General features: G+C 57.2%; 20 protein-coding genes. 13 read left to right on the plus strand and 7 right to left on the minus strand.

Annotated elements, in window-relative coordinates; genetic code table 11:
• A complete protein-coding gene (locus tag G565_RS26020; RefSeq protein ID WP_051207809.1) occupies positions 1-1,794 on the plus strand; it encodes a response regulator in 1,794 nt (597 codons plus the stop codon).
• Here G565_RS26020 and G565_RS0111730 read toward each other — a convergent pair.
• Positions 1,757-3,202 carry a RimK family protein gene (locus tag G565_RS0111730; protein WP_028671099.1) on the minus strand — a complete coding sequence of 482 codons (1,446 nt, stop codon included), beginning with the start codon at positions 3,200-3,202 and terminating at the stop codon, positions 1,757-1,759. The genes G565_RS26020 and G565_RS0111730 overlap by 38 nt on opposite strands.
• Before the next feature lie 362 nt (positions 3,203-3,564).
• Between G565_RS0111730 and G565_RS0111735 the strand changes: the two genes are divergently transcribed.
• The 4 genes from G565_RS0111735 to G565_RS0111750 all read left to right on the plus strand — a co-directional run bounded on the left by G565_RS0111735 (position 3,565) and on the right by G565_RS0111750 (position 6,194).
• Complete coding sequence (locus G565_RS0111735; RefSeq protein ID WP_028671100.1) at positions 3,565-4,668, plus strand: GNAT family N-acetyltransferase/peptidase C39 family protein; 1,104 nt, start codon at positions 3,565-3,567, stop codon at positions 4,666-4,668.
• Between the two features lie 187 nt (positions 4,669-4,855).
• Entirely contained in the window at positions 4,856-5,254 is a 399-nt protein-coding gene (locus tag G565_RS0111740; protein ID WP_028671101.1) for a DUF6463 family protein, read from the plus strand.
• Positions 5,251-5,799 (plus strand): TetR/AcrR family transcriptional regulator, encoded by a 549-nt coding sequence (locus tag G565_RS23930; RefSeq protein WP_051207811.1) that lies wholly within the window; start codon positions 5,251-5,253, stop codon positions 5,797-5,799. The genes G565_RS0111740 and G565_RS23930 overlap by 4 nt, the downstream gene beginning before the upstream one ends.
• Positions 5,796-6,194 carry a hypothetical protein gene (locus tag G565_RS0111750; RefSeq protein ID WP_028671102.1) on the plus strand — a complete coding sequence of 133 codons (399 nt, stop codon included), beginning with the start codon at positions 5,796-5,798 and terminating at the stop codon, positions 6,192-6,194. The genes G565_RS23930 and G565_RS0111750 overlap by 4 nt, the downstream gene beginning before the upstream one ends.
• 61 nt (positions 6,195-6,255) lie before the next feature.
• Here G565_RS0111750 and G565_RS23935 read toward each other — a convergent pair whose 3' ends face one another.
• On the minus strand, positions 6,256-7,092 hold the full coding sequence (locus G565_RS23935) for a PA2778 family cysteine peptidase (RefSeq protein ID WP_169579644.1): 837 nt from the start codon (positions 7,090-7,092) through the stop codon (positions 6,256-6,258).
• Positions 7,093-7,209: 117 nt separating this feature from the next.
• A complete protein-coding gene (locus tag G565_RS23940; protein ID WP_051207815.1) occupies positions 7,210-7,563 on the minus strand; it encodes a PA2779 family protein in 354 nt (117 codons plus the stop codon).
• 197 nt (positions 7,564-7,760) lie between these two features.
• On the opposite strand from G565_RS23940, the gene G565_RS0111765 reads away from it, so the two are divergent.
• The 3 genes from G565_RS0111765 to G565_RS0111780 all read left to right on the plus strand — a co-directional run bounded on the left by G565_RS0111765 (position 7,761) and on the right by G565_RS0111780 (position 9,426).
• Complete coding sequence (locus G565_RS0111765; protein ID WP_028671103.1) at positions 7,761-8,228, plus strand: thioredoxin domain-containing protein; 468 nt, start codon at positions 7,761-7,763, stop codon at positions 8,226-8,228.
• Positions 8,229-8,567: 339 nt separating this feature from the next.
• Entirely contained in the window at positions 8,568-8,702 is a 135-nt protein-coding gene (locus tag G565_RS27605; RefSeq protein ID WP_281168922.1) for a hypothetical protein, read from the plus strand.
• Between the two features lie 130 nt (positions 8,703-8,832).
• Entirely contained in the window at positions 8,833-9,426 is a 594-nt protein-coding gene (locus tag G565_RS0111780) for a LysE family translocator (RefSeq protein WP_028671104.1), read from the plus strand.
• On the opposite strand, the gene G565_RS0111785 is transcribed toward G565_RS0111780, so the two are convergent.
• A complete protein-coding gene (locus G565_RS0111785) occupies positions 9,388-10,245 on the minus strand; it encodes an AraC family transcriptional regulator (RefSeq protein WP_028671105.1) in 858 nt (285 codons plus the stop codon). The genes G565_RS0111780 and G565_RS0111785 overlap by 39 nt on opposite strands.
• A gap of 258 nt (positions 10,246-10,503) precedes the next feature.
• Between G565_RS0111785 and fos the strand changes: the two genes are divergently transcribed.
• Together fos and G565_RS0111795 are read left to right on the plus strand one after the other, a co-directional pair.
• A complete protein-coding gene (gene fos / locus G565_RS0111790; RefSeq protein ID WP_028671106.1) occupies positions 10,504-10,920 on the plus strand; it encodes a fosfomycin resistance glutathione transferase in 417 nt (138 codons plus the stop codon).
• A gap of 9 nt (positions 10,921-10,929) precedes the next feature.
• Positions 10,930-13,518: a PEP/pyruvate-binding domain-containing protein gene (locus G565_RS0111795; protein ID WP_028671107.1), complete on the plus strand. Its 2,589-nt coding sequence runs from the start codon at positions 10,930-10,932 to the stop codon at positions 13,516-13,518.
• Positions 13,519-13,522: 4 nt separating this feature from the next.
• Here G565_RS0111795 and gdhA read toward each other — a convergent pair whose 3' ends face one another.
• On the minus strand, positions 13,523-14,872 hold the full coding sequence (gdhA, locus tag G565_RS0111800; RefSeq protein ID WP_028671108.1) for an NADP-specific glutamate dehydrogenase: 1,350 nt from the start codon (positions 14,870-14,872) through the stop codon (positions 13,523-13,525).
• Between the two features lie 256 nt (positions 14,873-15,128).
• Here gdhA and modF point away from each other — a divergent pair, with 256 nt between their 5' ends.
• Both modF and G565_RS0111810 read left to right on the plus strand, forming a co-directional pair.
• Positions 15,129-16,592 carry a molybdate ABC transporter ATP-binding protein ModF gene (gene modF / locus G565_RS0111805; RefSeq protein WP_028671109.1) on the plus strand — a complete coding sequence of 488 codons (1,464 nt, stop codon included), beginning with the start codon at positions 15,129-15,131 and terminating at the stop codon, positions 16,590-16,592.
• Between the two features lie 218 nt (positions 16,593-16,810).
• Entirely contained in the window at positions 16,811-17,563 is a 753-nt protein-coding gene (locus G565_RS0111810; RefSeq protein WP_028671110.1) for a YdcF family protein, read from the plus strand.
• A gap of 33 nt (positions 17,564-17,596) precedes the next feature.
• On the opposite strand, the gene G565_RS0111815 is transcribed toward G565_RS0111810, so the two are convergent.
• Together G565_RS0111815 and G565_RS0111820 are read right to left on the minus strand one after the other, a co-directional pair.
• Entirely contained in the window at positions 17,597-18,088 is a 492-nt protein-coding gene (locus G565_RS0111815) for a Crp/Fnr family transcriptional regulator (protein ID WP_028671111.1), read from the minus strand.
• An 85-nt stretch (positions 18,089-18,173) separates the two neighbouring features.
• Entirely contained in the window at positions 18,174-18,623 is a 450-nt protein-coding gene (locus tag G565_RS0111820; RefSeq protein ID WP_028671112.1) for an EVE domain-containing protein, read from the minus strand.
• A 212-nt stretch (positions 18,624-18,835) separates the two neighbouring features.
• Here G565_RS0111820 and G565_RS26780 point away from each other — a divergent pair, with 212 nt between their 5' ends.
• Entirely contained in the window at positions 18,836-18,997 is a 162-nt protein-coding gene (locus G565_RS26780; RefSeq protein WP_157600063.1) for a hypothetical protein, read from the plus strand.
• Positions 18,998-19,024: the final 27 nt, after the last annotated feature.

Consider the following 19,024-nt stretch of genomic DNA (forward strand, 5'->3'; position numbering starts at 1 on the left):
ATGCTGAGTCGCGCTGGTTTCATCACCGCCTGGGTGGTGTCGTTTGTGGTTATGCTGATTTGGCTGGGCGTGCTGATTGTGCGTGTTTCCGGCGAGATCAATGTCTACCGTGAAGAATTACGCGATGACCGTGTCTGGCACATTACTCAGTTGCAGTTGGAAATGGAGCGCTTGCGAGGCGCCCTGACGCTTTACCTGGAAAGCCCATCCGAACAACATCAGGAAGAAGCCTCCGTCTCCGCTGAAATTCTCTGGAGTCGCGCAGCGCTGCTGACGCAGGGCGAAACGGGTGATTTTACCCGCACCTATGACACTCAGGTTCACAACCAGGTCTCCAGTATTCTCAACCGGCTGCGCTCCGACGAGGCCCTGATCTATGAGATGTCGCCGGCATATGCCCTCCGCTTTTTGCCGGTACTCCAAACCTGGATCGACTCGTTCCGCTACCGCATATCCCGGCTGACTGAAAACGCTGTGTCCCAGGCCGATGCACGCGGTGAGCGTGTGCAACAGGCTTACCAGCAAATTCGCACCGTGCTACTGACTCTGGGCACCCTTGGCGCCGGGTTACTGGTGGTGTTGCTGTGGGCCTTCACCCGCAACAGGAACCTGCGCCTGGCGGCAGAAAAAGCCAACCGGGTTCAAGCGCATTTTCTGGCTAATATGAGCCATGAGATTCGCACCCCGCTCAACGGCATCATCGGCACGATCCAATTGCTGGCCGAATCCCCCGGTAAGGAAGAGCGCCAATCTCTGATCGGTACGCTGGAGCAATCATCCGAAGCGTTACTGTCACAAATTAACGATGTGTTGGATTACAGCCGGCTTGATTCTGGCCATCAGCACCCGGATAACCAACCATTCGACCTGGTCGAATTGATCGAGTCATCCACCCGGGTGTTTTATGCCCAGGCGCGAGCCAAGAACATTGGACTGACCTTCGTCCCACCCCCGCAGGCATCGGTCTGGGTTAATGCCGACGATGCCAAGATCCGCCAGATTCTACTGAACCTGGTCGGCAACGCCATCAAGTTCACCGGACGCGGGTTGGTGGAGGTCAGCATGGATCTGACCGAACGGGAAGGTGAGTACAGCGTTTGCCTGCGGGTAAGGGATACAGGCATAGGCATTTCGCGGTCAAAACAATTGCTGTTGTTCCAGCCCTTTCATCAGGCCGATACCTCAACCAGTCGCCGCTATGGGGGTACCGGGCTGGGGCTGGCGATCAGCCAACAACTGGCGCAATTGCTCGGCGGTCGTGTCGAGCTCGACAGCCAGTTTGGGCGCGGCAGTGAATTCAGACTGATGTTGACCTTACCCAGAATCGACCCACCTACTGTCCGTTCGGGTTTGCACCCTTCTGTCGGACAACCACGCGAATTGCTATCCGGTTCAGTGCTTGTTGCAGAAGACAACCCGGTCAACCAGACCATCGCCCGGCGTATGCTGGAAAAAGCAGGCGTCACCGTCACGCTGGTCGATGATGGCCACCAGGTTCTGGAGCGTTGTGCCCGGGAGCGTTTCGACCTGATTCTGATGGACGTTCAAATGCCGGGGCTAGACGGGCTAGACGCCACCCGCCAACTCATCGCCCGGGGCGACTCGACGCCCATTGTTGCGCTGACTGCCAATGCCACCACCGAAAGTCACCAGACCTGCCTGGAAGCTGGCATGTCGGATTTCATTACCAAGCCATTTCGCTACCAGCAATTGCAAACTGTGCTGGTTCGCTATTTAGGCTTGGGCGAAACCTCGGTCACCGGCGATCAAGGCGCTGACGAAACTCGCTCATGATGGTGTCGTAAAGCCCGTCGCCAGACCAGGCGTCTTCAACACCGCTGTCGATTGAGGGGTTGTCGTTCACCTCGATGATGTAAACGTCTTCACCGCGTTGCTTTAAATCCACGCCATACAGGCCGTCACCAAATGCACTGGCCACATCCAGCGCGGCTTTCAACACAACACGCGGCGCTTCATGCGTCGGTACGGTTTCAAAGCCACCGCTTTGTTGGCTGGGTTTGGCAGAGTGGTTGTAGATCTGCCAGTGCCCTTTGGCCATGAAATAACGACAAGCGTAAATAGCCCGGCCATTCAGCACGCCAATGCGCCAGTCGTAGTCGGTCGGTACATAAGCCTGAGCGAGAATGATGGCACTTTGCTTCAGCAACTCATCGGCCGTCTTTTTCAAACTCGCCTGATCCGTCACCTTGACCACGCCCTTGGAAAACGAGCCATCCGGAATTTTGATCACCATGGGGAAGCCGAGCGAGGCCTCCAGATCCGCCAGTACACTGTGTTGTGTCGAGGTAATGGCCCGGCTGTTGGGTGCCGGCAGATGCCGGGTACGTATCAGGTCAGCCAGGTATATTTTATTGGTGCAGCGTAAAATGCTGTCCGGGTCGTCCATCACCACCATGCCTTCGTGGGCCGCTTTACGCGAAAACCGGTAGGTGTGATGGTTCACGTTTGTCGTCTCGCGAATAAACAGAGCATCGTACTCCGCCAGGCGGTAGTAATCGGACGGCTGAATAAAGTCGACATCCATGCCATGGCGATGCGCGGCGCGCTCAAACTTTTTCAGTGCACCCTTATCACTCGGCGGTGTCGTTTCTTTATCGTTGATCAGAATCGCCAGGTCGTAACGGTAGCGACGCTGAGCACGGGGGGCACGCCAGACTTTCTTGGAAAACCGCTCCAGGCTTTCTGCAAACACCCCTTCTTCCGGCTCGGTCAGCGAATGCAAACCCAGCGCTTTGATGGACGCCAGTTGCCAGTTGGTTTTCTTCTGAACCGTGACCTGCAGGATCGGCACCGGGAATCGCTCGAACAGCTGTCTTGACGCCTCTGCCAAACCGGGAAACTCACACTGTCCAAAATAGATGTTCCATCGCCAGCGCGTCTCGGCACCGGCCAGGGTATTCAGCGGTTTTTGAATGCTGTGATCCAGAACCCCATATACCGCCGGCTGGGCCAGATCGGTCAGCGTTTTCACCGAGGGAATCACCTTGTGACCACGCGCCTCAGCCAACAGCGAGACATAGTAGCCCCGGCTCTGATACTGATAATTTCGGCACAGGTTGATAATACGGTGCGGTGTCAGCAGCGACTCGTCGATATATCGCTGCGCAGAAGTAACCTCGTCTGAAGGGTAGTAAGCTTTCCAGTCAGAATCGCGGTCAATTACCAGTTTTAACGTAGTCACAAGGGGTCCATGCATGAAATTCTGTTATTAAGGAACGGCGCCAGCGAGTTCATCAGAACGCGACGGAAAACCGCAAAAGTAGCACCGCTATTGCAAGGTTTGACAACGAAGCTCTGGGCTAGCGGGCACCATGAACAGTGACAGAGCTTTCCGAATGGCCCACTAAAGTCCTTTATCAATCCTGTCTTGCCGGGGAAAACGGGTGACGATCACACCGGTCCCGCAGGCGATGAAAGTGTGCGCCAGCTTGCCAGAAACGCAAGCACTCTGAGCCGTAAATTAATGGAAATCCACCCTCTGCTGGCCGCTTTTTTACCCTAGTCTATAGCGGTTCGTTCATCCACCCGCCAGGAACCACTTCTATGCTAATTCGGCTTGCCCGTCCAGCCGACCTCGGTGCCCTCGTTACACTCGAAAATCAATGTTTCGACTACGACCAGATCAGTCGTCGCAGCTTTCAGCGCTTCCTGCGTCAACCCCAGGATCGATTGTTGATCGCAGAAAACGATACCGGCGCCCTGCTGGGCTACGGCCTTCTGTTGCATCGCAGGGGTACCGTACTGGCACGAATATATTCGCTGGCCGTATCGCCCGAAGCGCGAGGGATGGGCCTTGGCAAGCAACTGTTACAGGCACTGGAAACCGAAGCCATCGAGACCCAATGTCGCTTCGTGCGACTGGAAGTGCGCGATGGCAACGCGGCCGCCCTCGCCCTTTACCAGGCCCAGGGCTATAAAATACTGCACCGGCGCAGTGGCTATTACGTCGACGGTGGTGATGCGTTTGTGTTGGAAAAAAGGCTGCACAGCCAGCTGCCTCAACACCCGGTACGCCCTTACTATGCCCAGTCGACGCCCTTTACCTGCGGGCCAGCTGCCATGATGATGGCATTAAACCACCTGGACCCGGCCCAGCCGATGACCCGGGCGCAGGAGATTCAACTCTGGCGCGAAGCCACCACCGTGTACATGACCACCGGTCTTGGCGGCACGTCACCCCTGGGTCTGGCACTGTCGGCACACCGGCGTGGATTCGAGGCCGAAGTCTGGGCAAGCCACCTTGACCCCCCGTTCATCGACAGCGTGCGCGTGGCAGACAAGCGTCAGGTGATGATTGAGGTTCACGAGCAGTTCATGGAAGAAGCCCGGGCCCGCGGCATCGGCTTGCACCCGCGCGTGCTGATGGCCAGTCAGGTCAGTGATCTGCGCAAGGCCGGGTGGCAAATACTGGTGTTAATCAGCACCTGGCGACTCAATCGCAACAAGGCTCCCCATTGGGTCTGGTGGGTCGGCGAAGACGACCACTATGCTTACCTAAACGACCCTGAAATTGATGAAGACGAAGACCAGTCGGCCACCGACAACCAGTTCATGCCGGTCCCCCTTGAGGCAATGGATGCCATGACCCGCTATGGCAAGCAACGATTCAGGGCCGCTGTGCTGATACGCAATACCAGTGCACTGTAAAGTCCATACCAGGCCCGACGGGCAAGGCCGTCGGCCACTGCTTTCATCCTAAGCCTGTCAAAGGGCCATGTGGTCAATCACCCGCCACCGTACACCCAAAGTTTCCTGATTGGTTGGTCTCTAAAACTTCGTGTCTTTTTTACATACCATACGGTATTGTATGTTTTATAAATCTGAGGAGCAGCAAATGAAACTCTATAAGCACAGTGGCTGGCTACTGATCGCGATAGGCGTTCTACACAATACCATTGGCGTGTTGATGGGATGGTCCATTTTGGCCGGCATTGTCGCCGATGGCGGCTGGAACAGCATCGAAACAGCCGGGCTAATCGACTTTTCACGCAGCGCTATTCTCTGGTTCCTGGTGACCGGGTTTTTCTGGATGTTGCTTGGCGGGTTGATGCAGGCCTGGTTGCGCGTTACCACTGAGGCCTTGCCAAAAACGCTGGGATGGGGGCTGACCGCCGCCGGGGGGATCGTGGCCTTTCTGTTACCGGTATCCGGTGCCTGGCTATTCATTCTGCTGGGCTTACTGGTGGTTTATGGGTCGCCTGAACCCGCACAGCCAGCACCGGCGGCTGTATGAAAATCAGCCGTGAAGACTGGCTCGCCAGGGGTTTAAAGCTGCTCGCCGTTCATGGCCCGGATGAGATCAAGATTGACCGGCTATGCGCGCACCTAAAGGTGACTAAAGGTTCGTTTTATCACTACTTTGCGAACCGACAGGCCTTTATTGATGAACTGCTGGCCTTCTGGTTAAAACAAGACACCGAAGACATCATCACATCACTGGCAGATATCGCTGACCCTGGCGCACGCAGCGATGCACTCAACGCCATTATTCATCAGTCAGACCTGAAACCGGAGATGGCCTTGCGTTCCTGGGGGCGAGAAGAACCCGCAGTGGCTGAGGCTGTGGCTCTGGTCGATCAACGCCGCCTCGATTACCTGACGCGATTGATCAGCGAGCAAACCGGCTCAACTGATCAGGCCAGTGTGCTTGCCAAACTGGCTTATGCCCATTTTGTCGGGTGTCAGGTATTGGGCGATCTGGTCAGCCAGGAAGAATGGGTCAGTATGGATCGATTACTCAACGAGATGGTGTTGAACCAGTTAGGAGGCCGCTCATGACACTCTGGTTGTTTGCAGCCCTACTGAACAGTGCGGCGAGTCTGACTCACATTGCCATCATTGTCGGGGGGCCAAACTGGTATCGCTTTTTCGGTGCCGGTGAAGCAATGGCGACGATGGCAGAGCACAAACATCCGTGGCCTGCGGTGATGACATCGGGCATTGCTGTTGCTTTGATGATCGCCGCAGCCTATTGCCTCGCGTTGGGAGAGTACATCCGCCCGCTGCCTTTTATGACATTGATCGGCCTCTTCATTACCGGCGTGTATACGCTTCGCGGGCTGTTACCGTTACTGGCGATGGGATTTGTGCCCAGCCTCAGAACGTCCTTCATTATCTGGTCGTCCTTGATTTGCGCGGGCGTTGCGCTGATACATGGCTTGGCGTGGTTATGAAGGTGGGAATTCGCCAACATGTAACCCAGGGGTCACCGTTGGCTCTTGAAGCGTTGCCCGTTTATCGATCGTTTGCCTGCCAGGCCTGCCAGGCACTTCGGTAGCGGTCGCCCTGCTCGTCAGCCAGTTGATTGGCCGTTCTGGCGGGTTCAGCGGCGGCGGCATAATTATGCTGACGCATCAGCGCCCAGGCCAGGTTGTGGTGCGCTGCAGCGCTGTCGGGGTTCAGGCTCAGAGCCGCTTCATAGGCGTGCTCGGCCGCTTCAAAGTTCTGCTGGCGGTATCGGGCATTACCCAGCCCCATCCAGGCGATCAGTTGCTTTGGCCAGCGCTCCGTGGCTGCCTGGTAAGCCCATGCGGCCGCTTCATACTGTTCGGCTTGCTCAAGCCCGGCCGTTGCTTCCAGGTAGGCGGAAGGCTCCGGATTCGAAGGGAACTCGCCTGGCCGGTGCATGGTCATCGCCCAATAATCACCACCGCGCCATTCCAGTTCAAACCGCCTAAAGGTACGACCTAGCCCGGCTGAGGTACCCGAATGCAGTAGCATTTCCTGTTCGGTCAGGTCGTAGCCAACAACAACGGCATAGTGCCAGACCGGGTAAAAGCCAAAGCCGAGATTTTGAAAAACAAGCACCGGATGGCCAGCATCGACCTGCTCAAGCAAGGTGCTAAAACGGGTGTCGTGCACATAGGGAAGCAGGCCCTGGCGACGGGTAGCCGCCAGCATTTCCGCCTGCAAACTGCCCTGACGGGATTCAATAAATACCTGATCGACCAACGCTTCAGGCTGCACCGCCTTGCCCTGGTTGCTCATCAGCATCGCCAGAGTGGCCGGCCCGCACTGATAGGTTTGCTGGGGAAAAAACGGTACATCCTCCAACAGAACCTGATCAGACAAGCCCGTTGTGGCCGAATCGGTGCTTAACTGCTCATACTGTAGGGGCCCGCTGGCACAACCGGTTAAGAAGCCGGCCGCTACCAATAGCGACCAGCCCACTAGCCTCGGCAACACGGTTCAGCGCAATAGAATGATCAGAATGATAACCAGCAGGATCAGGGTGACGCTGCCACCCGCTGGCTCGTCATCAATGTGCTGAGACAAATGTTGCAGCTCGGTATCGGTCAGTGCGGCAACGCGGTCTGAGGCCTCATCGGCAGAGATGCCATAGTCGATCAACTTTTGCTGCACATCCCCACGAGCAATCAGAGAATGCAGGTCATCCCGGGTAAGCCTGCCATTTTGCTCCTGCAACAGGGTTTCGGTCCCCACAATATCGGCTACGGCCAGATGCGAGCCCAAACTGCCGACCACTAGCGTGGTGACCATTGTCACGACGGTAATCCAGCGAGGAATTCTTTTGGTGTTCATGAATGACTCCTTCGTATTGGCAATATGCCTGCCCGACTCTAGCAGGTTGTCCGCAGACCTTCCTGACTTTTTATACAGAGCCACCACGCATTAAGGTGTCGCGGCGTGACGCTAAACCCAAATCCAACAAAGCGTCTCATTCTTTGCTAACCTGCAGTGAAAAATACAGTTTCAACACTCAGGTACCCAAGCCCAGTATGTCAAACTCCGGCAAACCCTCAAAAAGTTCAAAAAACACAGCGCCCAAAAAAACCAGCCCAGCCCGACGTTTGCGCAGCCTGAAACGCTGGAGCATCAGTCTGGTCGTATTAGCAGCCCTGGGAGCGGCTCTGTTTTTCTATTCGCAACTGGCCGCCCAGGAGCGAGACCTGAGTGTGATCGGCAACGGCACACCGACGATTGTTCAGGTCATGGATACAGGCTGTCGGTTGTGTCAGCAGCTGCAACGAAATTCCAAATCCGCTCTGCGCCCTTTCAACGACGATGTTCAATGGCGTGTTGCCAACATAGACACGGTTGAAGGCCTGGCATTTGCCCGTCGGCAAGGGGTTGAGCACGTGACGCTGGTCTTGTTCGACAGCCGCGGACGGCGCGTCCGGGTTATATCCGGTGTTAGCAGCAGCGAGACACTTAGCCCCATATTTGAAGACCTGGCTTCCCGATAAGACAGCCGTCGTTAAGTTTTGTAACCACAGCGGGGCCAGCCAACAACGTTCGCACCTGGCCACCCGTGGCCTTTAGGCGGTAGCTTCAGCTGTATCGCTCAAGCGTCTCATCCCGGGCCAGGGTCTCGGTCTGCTCTGCGAAAGAGTAGCAACCCGGTTTCTGATCAATAAATATCTGGAGATAAAAGGCCCAGTCGGCTGGCCCCGGCTGAAAAAGGAGTACGAGGTGCCGTTTGGGTTTAAACACTGACGAAACCAAAACCGAACGAAGCAACCCTTTACCGTCTACAACGGGAATGTGTGTCCAATCAGACAAACACTGTCGTTAAAGTGGACGGTATGAAGGAAAGTTCATTAAAGGGCTTATACGTGACGGGCAATCTATCGAACCCGATGCAAAACGGCACCTTCGCCATAGCTTCGGGAACCATGGCAGGCATTGCCGCTCACCGGTCGTTGGTATTTGACGAGTAAGTAGAATCAAACATCCTTTCCTCATTAAGAAATGGGTAGTTCTTCCCAGGAATGACTCACCTCAATTTTGTGCAATACCCTGACTCACCGCCATAGCAGACTGCGGCCATTGCCAACCAGGAGACTAGCAATGAGCCTTTCCATGATTCTGCCAATGTCGGCGTTTGCTCTGGCCGCGTCCATTTCACCAGGACCGGTCAATCTGGTGTGTCTGACCAGCGGCACCCGCTACCCGCTCAGGCGGGGGCTGGTGTTCGTCACCGGTGCCACCCTGGGGTTTATTGCGCTGTTTATCGCCGTGGGGCTGGGGCTCTATTCGATGCTGGCGATCGTTCCCGGGTTACAGGAAGCGTTGCGATGGGCGGGTATCGCCTTCCTGCTCTACCTGAGTTTGCGACTGTTCCGGGACGATGGGCGGCTGCCGGAGAGCGCTAACAACCAAGCGCCTGGCTTTATGACGGGGGCGTTGATGCAGTGGTTAAACCCCAAGGCCTGGCTGGCCTCGGCCTCAGGTATCGGGGCTTATACCAGCGGTGACGAACTGCACCAGATTCTCCTCTTCGCCCTGCTTTATTTGCCGATTTGCTGGTTATCGCTGGGGAGCTGGGTTTACGCCGGTGCCTTTCTGCGCCGTTGCGTTCATCGCCCTGCAGTACTGATTGGCATCAACCGAACGTTGGCGATATTACTTGCCGCCAGCTGCATCTACCTGCTGGTTGAGTGAAATCTGGCGATACTGGTTCGGGGTAGCAGCGACCAGTCGCTTGAAAGTGCGTTGGAAATGCGGCTGATCGTTAAAGCCGGCGTTCAGTGCGGCTTCGGCGATGGGGGTTCCACCTTTCAATTCGTGCTGACCCAGTTGAATCCGGCGATTGATCAGATAGGCATGGGGCGTTAACCCTAGGTGCTGTTTGAAGGCACGGATTAAGTGGCCAGGGCTGTAACCCGAGCGACCGCACAGATCATCGAGTGAAATCTCTTCCACCGCGTGATCGTCCAGGTAGGCGGCCAGTTCCCGAAGGGGGGCTGGTGCCGTTGGTAGAGGCAGGGCCGGTTGACCGGCCAACTCATGCATCAACGCCGATAGGTACTCAACCACTTCCGTCTGTTTATCCAGCAGGGCACGCTCCGGATTCAGCAAGCAATTGGCCATTCGACAATAGCCTTCATACCAGACGGCGTCCGCAATAACCGGAGTGCGAATGTCTTGCCAGCGCGGCGTTTCGAGCAACCCGGCTGCGTATCGCAACTGCGTCAGCCAGTCGGCATCCACATACAGCATAAGGTAAGCCCAGGGTTTGTCTTCGATGGGATTGCAGGCATGCACCCACTCCGGATTCATCAGCACCAGGTTCCCGGCGCTAATGTGGTAACGATCATCGCGGTAATGAAACGTGCTCTCACCCGCCGTGATGGCACCCAGTGACCACTGAGTATGACTGTGCGGCGCATAACACACCTCGCGGCCATCATCGACCTTGCGCAATTCCACGTGGGGCATGCGTGAATCTCGCCAGAACAGAGGTTGGTTTGGATGTGTCATGGGCTGATTTACTCTGAGTTAATTATCGAGAACGTCTTCGGCTCGCTTTAAGACAATAGCAACCCCATTCCAGAACGGGCAAGCAGACCGTCGGATAAACGCCCTAAGACCCGCCATTTAAATGCAACCTGAGAGGTTTCGTATTCTCCCGAACGATAATGGCCTTGTGGCAGATAATTATAGAGAAGCCTCTGAGACACCTTCGATTCATTTTTCAGTTATCCTGAACGTTCTTCCGTTTAGCCACAGGAGCCTCGCATGATCACCGGTATCAACCACGTAACTCTGGCCGTCAGCGACCTTGAACGGTCGTTCGATTTTTACGTGACGGTCGTGGGGTTACAACCGGTCGCGAAGTGGGCCAGAGGCGCTTACCTTGAAGCGGGTAAAGACTGGATCTGCCTGTCGCTCGACGCCCAAACCCAGCCCGGCCCAAGCGCTGACTATACGCACCTGGCCTTCTCGGTTGACCCGGTGGCCTTTGAAACGTGCGCAGACGCCATTTGCCAGCACAACGCCACTACCTGGAAAGACAACAAAAGCGAAGGCGATTCGCTCTATTTTCTGGACCCGGACGGGCACAAGCTGGAAATTCACAGTGGCGATCTGGCCAGTCGCCTGGCGGCGTTGAAAGCGCAACCGTACGATGGACTTGAACTCTATGCTCAGGAATAAGGCGATTGAATGACGGATCACTCCAGGGTTTCCACCGGCCTAAGCCAACTCGACCGTCTGCTCGATGACCTGCGCATTGGCGACAACGTCGTCTGGCGGGTCAGCGACCTCGATGATTACCGGCGTTTGGTCACGCTTTTTGCCGAAGCCGCCGTAACGCAACAGCGTGACATCATCTACGTGCGTTTTGGGCAACAAGCGCCGCTGCTTGAGGCCGGCCCCGGTGTCCGGGTGGTGTCTGTCGAGGCGGAAGGCGGCTTCGAGTCGTTTACCCAACGCGTCTGGCAGTTGATTACCGATTATGGCCCCGGAGCGTTTTATGTGTTCGACAGCCTCTCGGAACTGCTGGACGCCTGGGCCACCGACACCATGGTGGGTCACTTTTTTCAGGTGGTGTGTCCTTACCTCTATGAACTGGACACCGTTGCCTATTTCGCCCTGAATGCCCGGCGCCACTCTCGCGCAACCGTAGCCCGCATCCGCGAGACAACCCAGGTACTGGTCGATATCCACCATCACGAATCGTCCCGCCAACTGCAGCCGGTGAAAGTCTGGCACCGCCACCGCCCGACCCTGTTTCTACCCCACCTCTGGCACGCAGACGACCGCTTCGAACCCGTACGGGACAGCGCCTCAGCCACGGCGCTTCAGGCCGAGATAGCGCAACACCATAACGCAGACAGTCAACGCCTCGCGCTGGACTACTGGGACACGCTCTTTGTTCAGGCCGAGCGCCTCGTGGCCGACGCCGGGGAGGACGACACCCTCAAAGAACGCATTCTGACCGTACTGATCGCGCGTCAGCCCCGCATGCTATCGCTGGCGCGAGCGTACCTCTCTCTGGCCGATCTGGTCCGCATTCGTCAGCGGTTGATTGGCAGCGGTTTCATTGGTGGCAAGGCCGTGGGCATGGTGCTCGCCCGGGCGATACTGGCCCGGGAAGAACCCGAACTGACCGCCAACAGCCTCGACCCTCACGACTCCTGGTACCTGGGCGCCGATGTGTTTTATTCGTTTCTGGTGCACAACAACTGCTGGCCGCACATCATGCAACAGCGCACCTCTGCTGGGGTCTGCCGGGATGCACCCGCCTTGCGTACAGGCATTGTGCAGGGCAACTTTCCGGCCGAGATTCGTCAGGAGCTGGAACGGCTGCTCGACTATTACGGCCAATACCCGATCATGGTTCGCTCCAGCAGCGTGCTGGAAGACGGGTTCGGCAACGCCTTTGCCGGCAAATACGAGAGCGTGTTTCTGGTTAACCAGGGCAGCCCGGACGACCGGCTGGCGGCGCTCGAACAGGCCATTCTTACCGTCTATGCGTCAGCCTTCAGTGATGAAGCTCTGCATTACCGGGAGCAACGGGGCCTGCTCGACCAGGAAGAGTCGATGGCCTTGCTGATTCAGCGCGTCAACGGCTGTTATCACGATCACTACTACTTGCCCGATGCCGCCGGTGTCGCGGTGTCGCGCAACGCCTACGTCTGGGATGACAGCATGGACCCGGGCGCCGGCATGGTTCGCCTGGTGATGGGATTGGGTACCCGGGCGGTAGATCGCATCAGCGGTGACCACGCCGCCATGATCGCCCTGGATCAGCCCACCAAACAACCCTACCGTAGCCGGGAAGAACGCTACCAGCATTCACAACATCAGGTGGATGTACTGGATATCACCGGCGCTGGCCTGACTACCGTGCCGTTACAGCGACTTGCAGCAGAGACCACCGACCTGCCGTTTGATCACCTGGCCGAGGATGACCGTGAAGCCAGTAAACGCGCCCGGGAACTGGGCCTGAACAGCCCCGTCTGGCGTCTGACCTTTCAGGCATTGTTAAACCAGACCCGGTTTACCACTCACCTGCAACGCTGTCTGCACCGGCTTGAACAGGCCTACGGTCAGCCGGTGGATACCGAGTTCACGCTCAGACTGGACGATCAGGGCGCCCCCCACATCAACCTGGTGCAGTGTCGCCCGCTGGGTACCCTGGGCGCCAACCGACCGGTCGACTGGCCGCGTTCGGTGCCCGACAAACAGGTCCTGTTTCAAACCCGGGGTCATTTTATGGGCGGTACCATGGACTGGACGTTCAACCGGGTTATCTGGGTGAATGCAGAGGCCTATGCACCGCTCACTCAATCGCAGAAGCAGTCGGTGGCCCGCCTGATCGGAGACTGGAACCGACATCTCGAACCCAACGACCGGGTGCTGTTGATCGGGCCTGGCCGCTGGGGTGCGAGCAGCCCGGAGCTGGGTGTGCCCGTGCGTTTCTCGGATATCCACCGGGTGACGGTTCTGGTTGAAGTCGCAGACCTTGGGCGCGGCCTGGTACCCGAGCTGTCTTATGGCTCGCATTTTTTTATGGATCTGGTGGAAAACCAGACGGGCTATGTCGCGCTGTTTCCGCACCAGTCAGACCAACGGGTCCAACTGGAGCTGCTGGCTGACTGCCCCACCCTGGATCACCCGGACGACAGCGAAGCGGCGCAGGATGACGCCGTGGCCCGGTGCCTGCGCGTCATTGATGCCGATGCAACGCCGCTGCGCCTGATCTCGGACGTGGTCACCCAACGCAGCTTGTGCTGGTGGCCGGGATGACGGGTTAAACCAGCCCCATGGCATCCATCGCGCGGGCGACTTTCAGAAAGCCCGCAATGTTGGCCCCGACCACGTAGTTACCGGGCGAGCCAAACTCATCAGCGGTCTCGAACGCCGACTTGTGGATGTCGATCATGATCTGATGCAGCCGGGATTCGGTGTGCTCGAAGGTCCAGGCATCCCGGCTGGCGTTTTGCTGCATCTCCAGGGCGCTGGTGGCCACCCCGCCCGCGTTGGCGGCCTTGCCGGGCCCAAAGGCGATACCGGCCTCTTCAAAAATACGCGCGGCCTCGGGCGTCGTTGGCATATTGGCGCCTTCTGCGACCACCACGACACCGTTTTCGACCAGCGTTTTGGCATCCTTCCCGTTCAGCTCATTCTGAGTGGCGCAGGGCAACGCAACCTCGCACGGCACACGCCAGATATCACCATTTTCGGTGTACTTCGCGCTGGTGCGGGTATCGGTATAGGCGCTTAACCGACGACGCTCCACTTCCTTCAGTTGCTTAAGCAAATCAAGATCAATGCCTTGCTCATCTACGATGACGCCGCTGGAATCGGAACAGGCAATCACCTTGGCCCCCAGTTGCGTGGCTTTCTCGATGGCGTAAATGGCCACGTTACCCGAACCGGAGACCACCACAGTCTTGCCATCCAGGCTGTCTTTTTTGGCTTTAAGCATTTCATCGACAAAGTAGACCAGGCCATACCCGGTGGCTTCATTGCGCGCCAGAATACCACCCCAGTCGAGCCCTTTGCCGGTCAGCACACCGGATTCATAGCGGTTGGTAATGCGCTTGTACTGACCGAACAGATAGCCGATTTCCCGCTTACCAACGCCGATATCACCCGCTGGCACATCGGTATTTTCACCCAGGTGACGGTACAACTCGGTCATCAGGCTCTGGCAAAAACGCATGACTTCATTATCGGATTTTCCCTTGGGGTCAAAATCGCTGCCGCCCTTGCCGCCACCAATGGGCATATTGGTCAGTGCATTCTTGAAAATCTGCTCGAACCCCAGGAACTTAATGATGCCGAGGTACACCGAGGGGTGAAACCGCATGCCGCCCTTGTAAGGCCCCAGCGCCGAATTGAACTCCACGCGAAACGCCCGGTTGATCTGCACTTCGCCGTTGTCGTCTTGCCAGGGTACCCGAAAGATAATCTGCCGTTCCGGCTCACAGATGCGCTGAATGACCTTGCGGTCGACAAACTCCGGGTACTTGCTCATCACCGGCACCAGCGTCTCCAGCACTTCCTGAACCGCCTGATGAAACTCCTCTTCACCCGGGTTGCGGTGCAGTACATCCTGGTAGATCAAATCCAGTTTTTCGTCCAAACGCGCAGACATCAAGACTCTCCAGTTGGGTATCGGTTCCCGGTTCGGCGGTCATTTGGCCATCGGTCGTCGATACGATGAATTCCAATCGTACGGCGTAGAATAACGCAAAGTGATACACAACGGCGAAACGCACTTTCCCGTGCGGACCTGGCCAGCCGCCTCTCATAATCTGCAATACCCTCTTGGCAAAGATGACCTTGATCACGGGGCGTGCAGCGCCTAGCGTAACGGGCCTTAACACTATTTCACAACAGCGGAAATCGGCATGCAGTTTGAACATCTCACCGTCGCGGCGCCCAGAGGGCCTTCCCTGCATTTGGCCGACTGGACTATTGCGCCGGGCGAGCGCTGGGTAGTGCTTGGGGGCAATGGCAGCGGCAAAAGCACCCTGGCGCGGTTGCTGTGTGATGAACTGCAGCCTGCGTCCGGCACACTGCGAGACCGGCCCGACCGGGTGCATTGGCTGTCGCTGGAAAACCAGCAGGCTTTATACGAACGCGAGCTCTATCGCGACGAAACGGACCTGACCGACCATATTGACCCGGGCACAACGGTGCGCGAACTGATGGAAGAGGCCGCCCCCTGGTCAGCCCGGCATGAGGAACTGGTCGCTAGCCTTGGTATGACTGCCTTGCTGGAGCGGGGCTACCGATTGCTCAGCTCCGGCGAAGGCCGCAAGGTGATGCTGGCGCGGGCGGTACTGGAACAACCCGACTTGCTGTTGCTCGACGAACCCTATGAAGGGCTCGACCCCAAGGCGCGACACGATCTGGAAACCGCGCTCGGGCAACTGGCTGAACAGGGCCAGTGGGTAATGCTGTTGATCAACCAGCGCCAGGATATTCCGGAATGGGCCAGCCACCTCGCCTTGCTGGACCGCGGCCGGCTGGTGTTGAACGGCGCCGCTGATGACGTTCAGGCCCACCCCGATTGGCGGGCAGCGCTCGCCTTCACTCGCGCCGAAGCGCTGACACTGCCACCGCGTCAGTCGGATTTCCAGCTCCCCGACTGGCCCGCTGACCAGCCATTGGTCGATCTGCAAAATGGCCGGGTGGAATACGCCACCGGCGTTCAGTTTGAAGGCCTTAACTGGCAACTGATGCCGGGTGAACACACCCAGATCATCGGTCCCAATGGCTGCGGCAAGTCGACGCTGCTGAGTTTGGTCAGTGGCGACCACCCGCAATGTTACGCCAACCACCTGACCGTTTTTGGCTACCGCCGGGGCCGCGGCGAAACCATCTGGGACATCAAAAAACACCTGGGGCTGGTTTCCGGCGCCTTGCATCGGGATTATCGGGTCGCCGGCAATGTCATTACCGCCGTGGTCTCCGGTCTGACCGATTCGATCGGGGTATACACCAACACCGGCTCCGAGGAGGCCCACCTGGCGCATCAGTGGCTTGAACTGCTGGGGCTGGACCACCGCTCCGGCGATGCGTTTCGCAGCCTCTCGACCGGTGAGCAGCGCCTGGTGCTGATCGCCCGGGCGCTGCTCAAACAGCCCCCGCTGCTGATTCTCGATGAACCGACCCAGGGGCTCGACGACGTTAATCGCTTCCGGGTACTGGCCGCCATGGAGCGCATACTGGATACTGGCCCGACAACCTTGCTGTTTGTCAGCCACCGAGAAGATGAACACCCGGCGCTGATCAAAACCCGACTCACCTTTGAGCCGGACGAGACCGGCGAGGCACTCTATACCGTTCGGCAGACCCGTACGGGTTAACTAAACACTCAAGCTTCGGAGTTTGGGTTTGTTAGGTGGCATTGGCCCGCACCGGATACCGGGGGAGCCCTTGTGGGGTCGGCGTTAACCCGTCCATGGGGCCTAGGCCGCAACGTCCATGTTGCGGACTCCCCCACAAGGGCTCCCCCGGCACCCGCCGCTCGCATCTCCGGCGAATTTCATACTTGATTTACAAAAATATCTAACAGGGACGTTAAATGATACTGCGCTATTTTCTAAAAACCCTGGCTCTGCCACCGATGATTTCCATTCTGGTGGCCCTGCTGGCCATTCTGCTTTGGCGCAGGCGCCCTGTGCTGGCTCGCACCCTGGCTATCGTCTCGCTGGTCAGCCTGTGGCTCTTTTCCTCGCCCATTGTCAGCACAACGCTCATGCGCTCGCTGGAAGCACACTACCCGGTATTAAGCGAAGCGCAGCGTGAATCCACAGAGGCAGAAGCCATCGTTATTCTTGCCGGTGGTATTGATGATTCAGCGCCTGAATTTGGTGTCCCGGTCAGTCTTGATCACACCCTGCTGCGCCTGCGGTACGGTGCTTTTTTGCATCGGGAAACCGGGCTGCCCATCCTGGTCTCTGGCGGCTCGGTGTTCGGGGACGATGCCAAAACGCTCGCCGCCACCATGGCCAACGAGCTGGATTTCAGCTTTCAGGTTGAAACCCGATGGCTGGAAGAACGCAGTCGTACCACGCAGGAAAATGCAGACTTTTCGGCCGCACTGCTGAACGAGGCGGGTATCGACCATATTCTGCTTGTGACCGAAGGGTTTCACATGCCCCGCTCGGTTCAGGTGTTTGAGCAAACCGGCCTGACCGTAACGGCGGCTCCCACTGCCACGACGGGCGACTTTGGTGCCCCCTGGATGGGCTGGTTACCCTCAAGCATGGCCTTGCACCAGAGCAGCCTGGCGCTTCACGAATACCTGGGAATGCTGGCTTATCGTTGGCTGTAAGCGTTGGCTATAGGCCCAGAGTCACAGTCTCGACTACCCCTTGCTGCCCGGTGCATCGACCAGTTTAAAACTGGTGTGGCGCAACCGCTGGCTCAACAAATGCGAGACCTTCCACAGCACCCGAAACGCCAGATCGGGCTCTTCTTTAGCCATGGTGAACAACTGGTGACGCTTGGTAATCACAAAGGTGGTGGGCTCCATGGCCTCAGCCAGCCCGGAACGGGGTTCACCATCGATCAGCGATTGTTCACCAAAGGTCTGGGATTCAGACAATACCACTAACGGAATGACCGAATGATCCGCGCCGGTTTTGCTGATGCGCACCCGGCCTTTCACAATCAGCCCCATGTAATCGGCCCGGGCACCTTCGTAGAAAATAACCGTGCCACGGTCGACTTCATAAGCGGTGAAATAAGCGCCCAGCGTCTTAATTTCTTCCCAGGTAAAATCATTCGCCCAGGTCGTTTTATCGATCAGTTCGGCTACCGCCAGGCTGGAGTAGTTGACGGGCTTTAACTTATCCATACCGGCTCATGTCGCCCCCAAGTGTGTAATGTCGCAGTTAACCATACCCCGGGGGCGCATTCGTTGCGCCGGTTCACACCGAGGGTTATAGCTGTTCAAGGCACCGCCATTCGGCATCGGTTACCGGGCTGACCGACAGGCGGGCCTGGCGCAGCAGGGACATGGATTCGAGCTCAGGTACGGTCTTGATGGTCTTCAGGCTGATCACAGCGGGCCAATGCTTAACATGGCGAATCTGTACAACCGACCAGCGGTTGTTGTCCGCCGAGCTTTTCGGATCAAAATAGGGGGATTCCGGATTCAGGGCGTCCGAATCGGGTACCGGGTCGCTGATCACCTCTCCTTCACCGACAATGCCTGGTTCTGCGCAGGAGGAATGGTAAATCAACACCCGGTCACCAGGCGTCATTTCTCGCAAGAAGTTCCGTGCCTGGTAATTGCGGATCCCATTCCAGGGCTCGCCTTTTTTACCGGTATGAGCCAGATCATCGATAGAAAACACGTCCGGTTCGGTCTTTAGCAGCCAATTTGCCATCTTTTTGTCCGTTTGTGCGTTTTAAGAACAAAATACTTTGATTTTTATCACAGATTTGTCACATTAGTTGGCAGATACTTCGTCACGATTCTGACGGACCACCAAAATCCGTGCTGTATCACAGTAGAACGCAGACCCACCGGTGTCGAGGCCGGTGTAAACAGACCGGTAAAACCGGCTAACTAAAACCCTTATTAAAAAAGACAATCAATATGAAACGCAGTAAACCGGATATTCTGGTGATGCTGGCGCTGATCCTCGGTCTGGGAGTGACCTTGAGTGGCATGTCAAAAGGAGATAATCGCGAGCGTATCGTCGATATGAATGCCAAAGCGTCGGGAATCCTGTTGGGAACCGAGCTTAACCGCCAATAATCACCCTGGCGTTTTGCCAGGCTCACC

The organism is Saccharospirillum impatiens DSM 12546, from assembly GCF_000423605.1.
Classification (GTDB): domain Bacteria; phylum Pseudomonadota; class Gammaproteobacteria; order Pseudomonadales; family Natronospirillaceae; genus Saccharospirillum; species Saccharospirillum impatiens.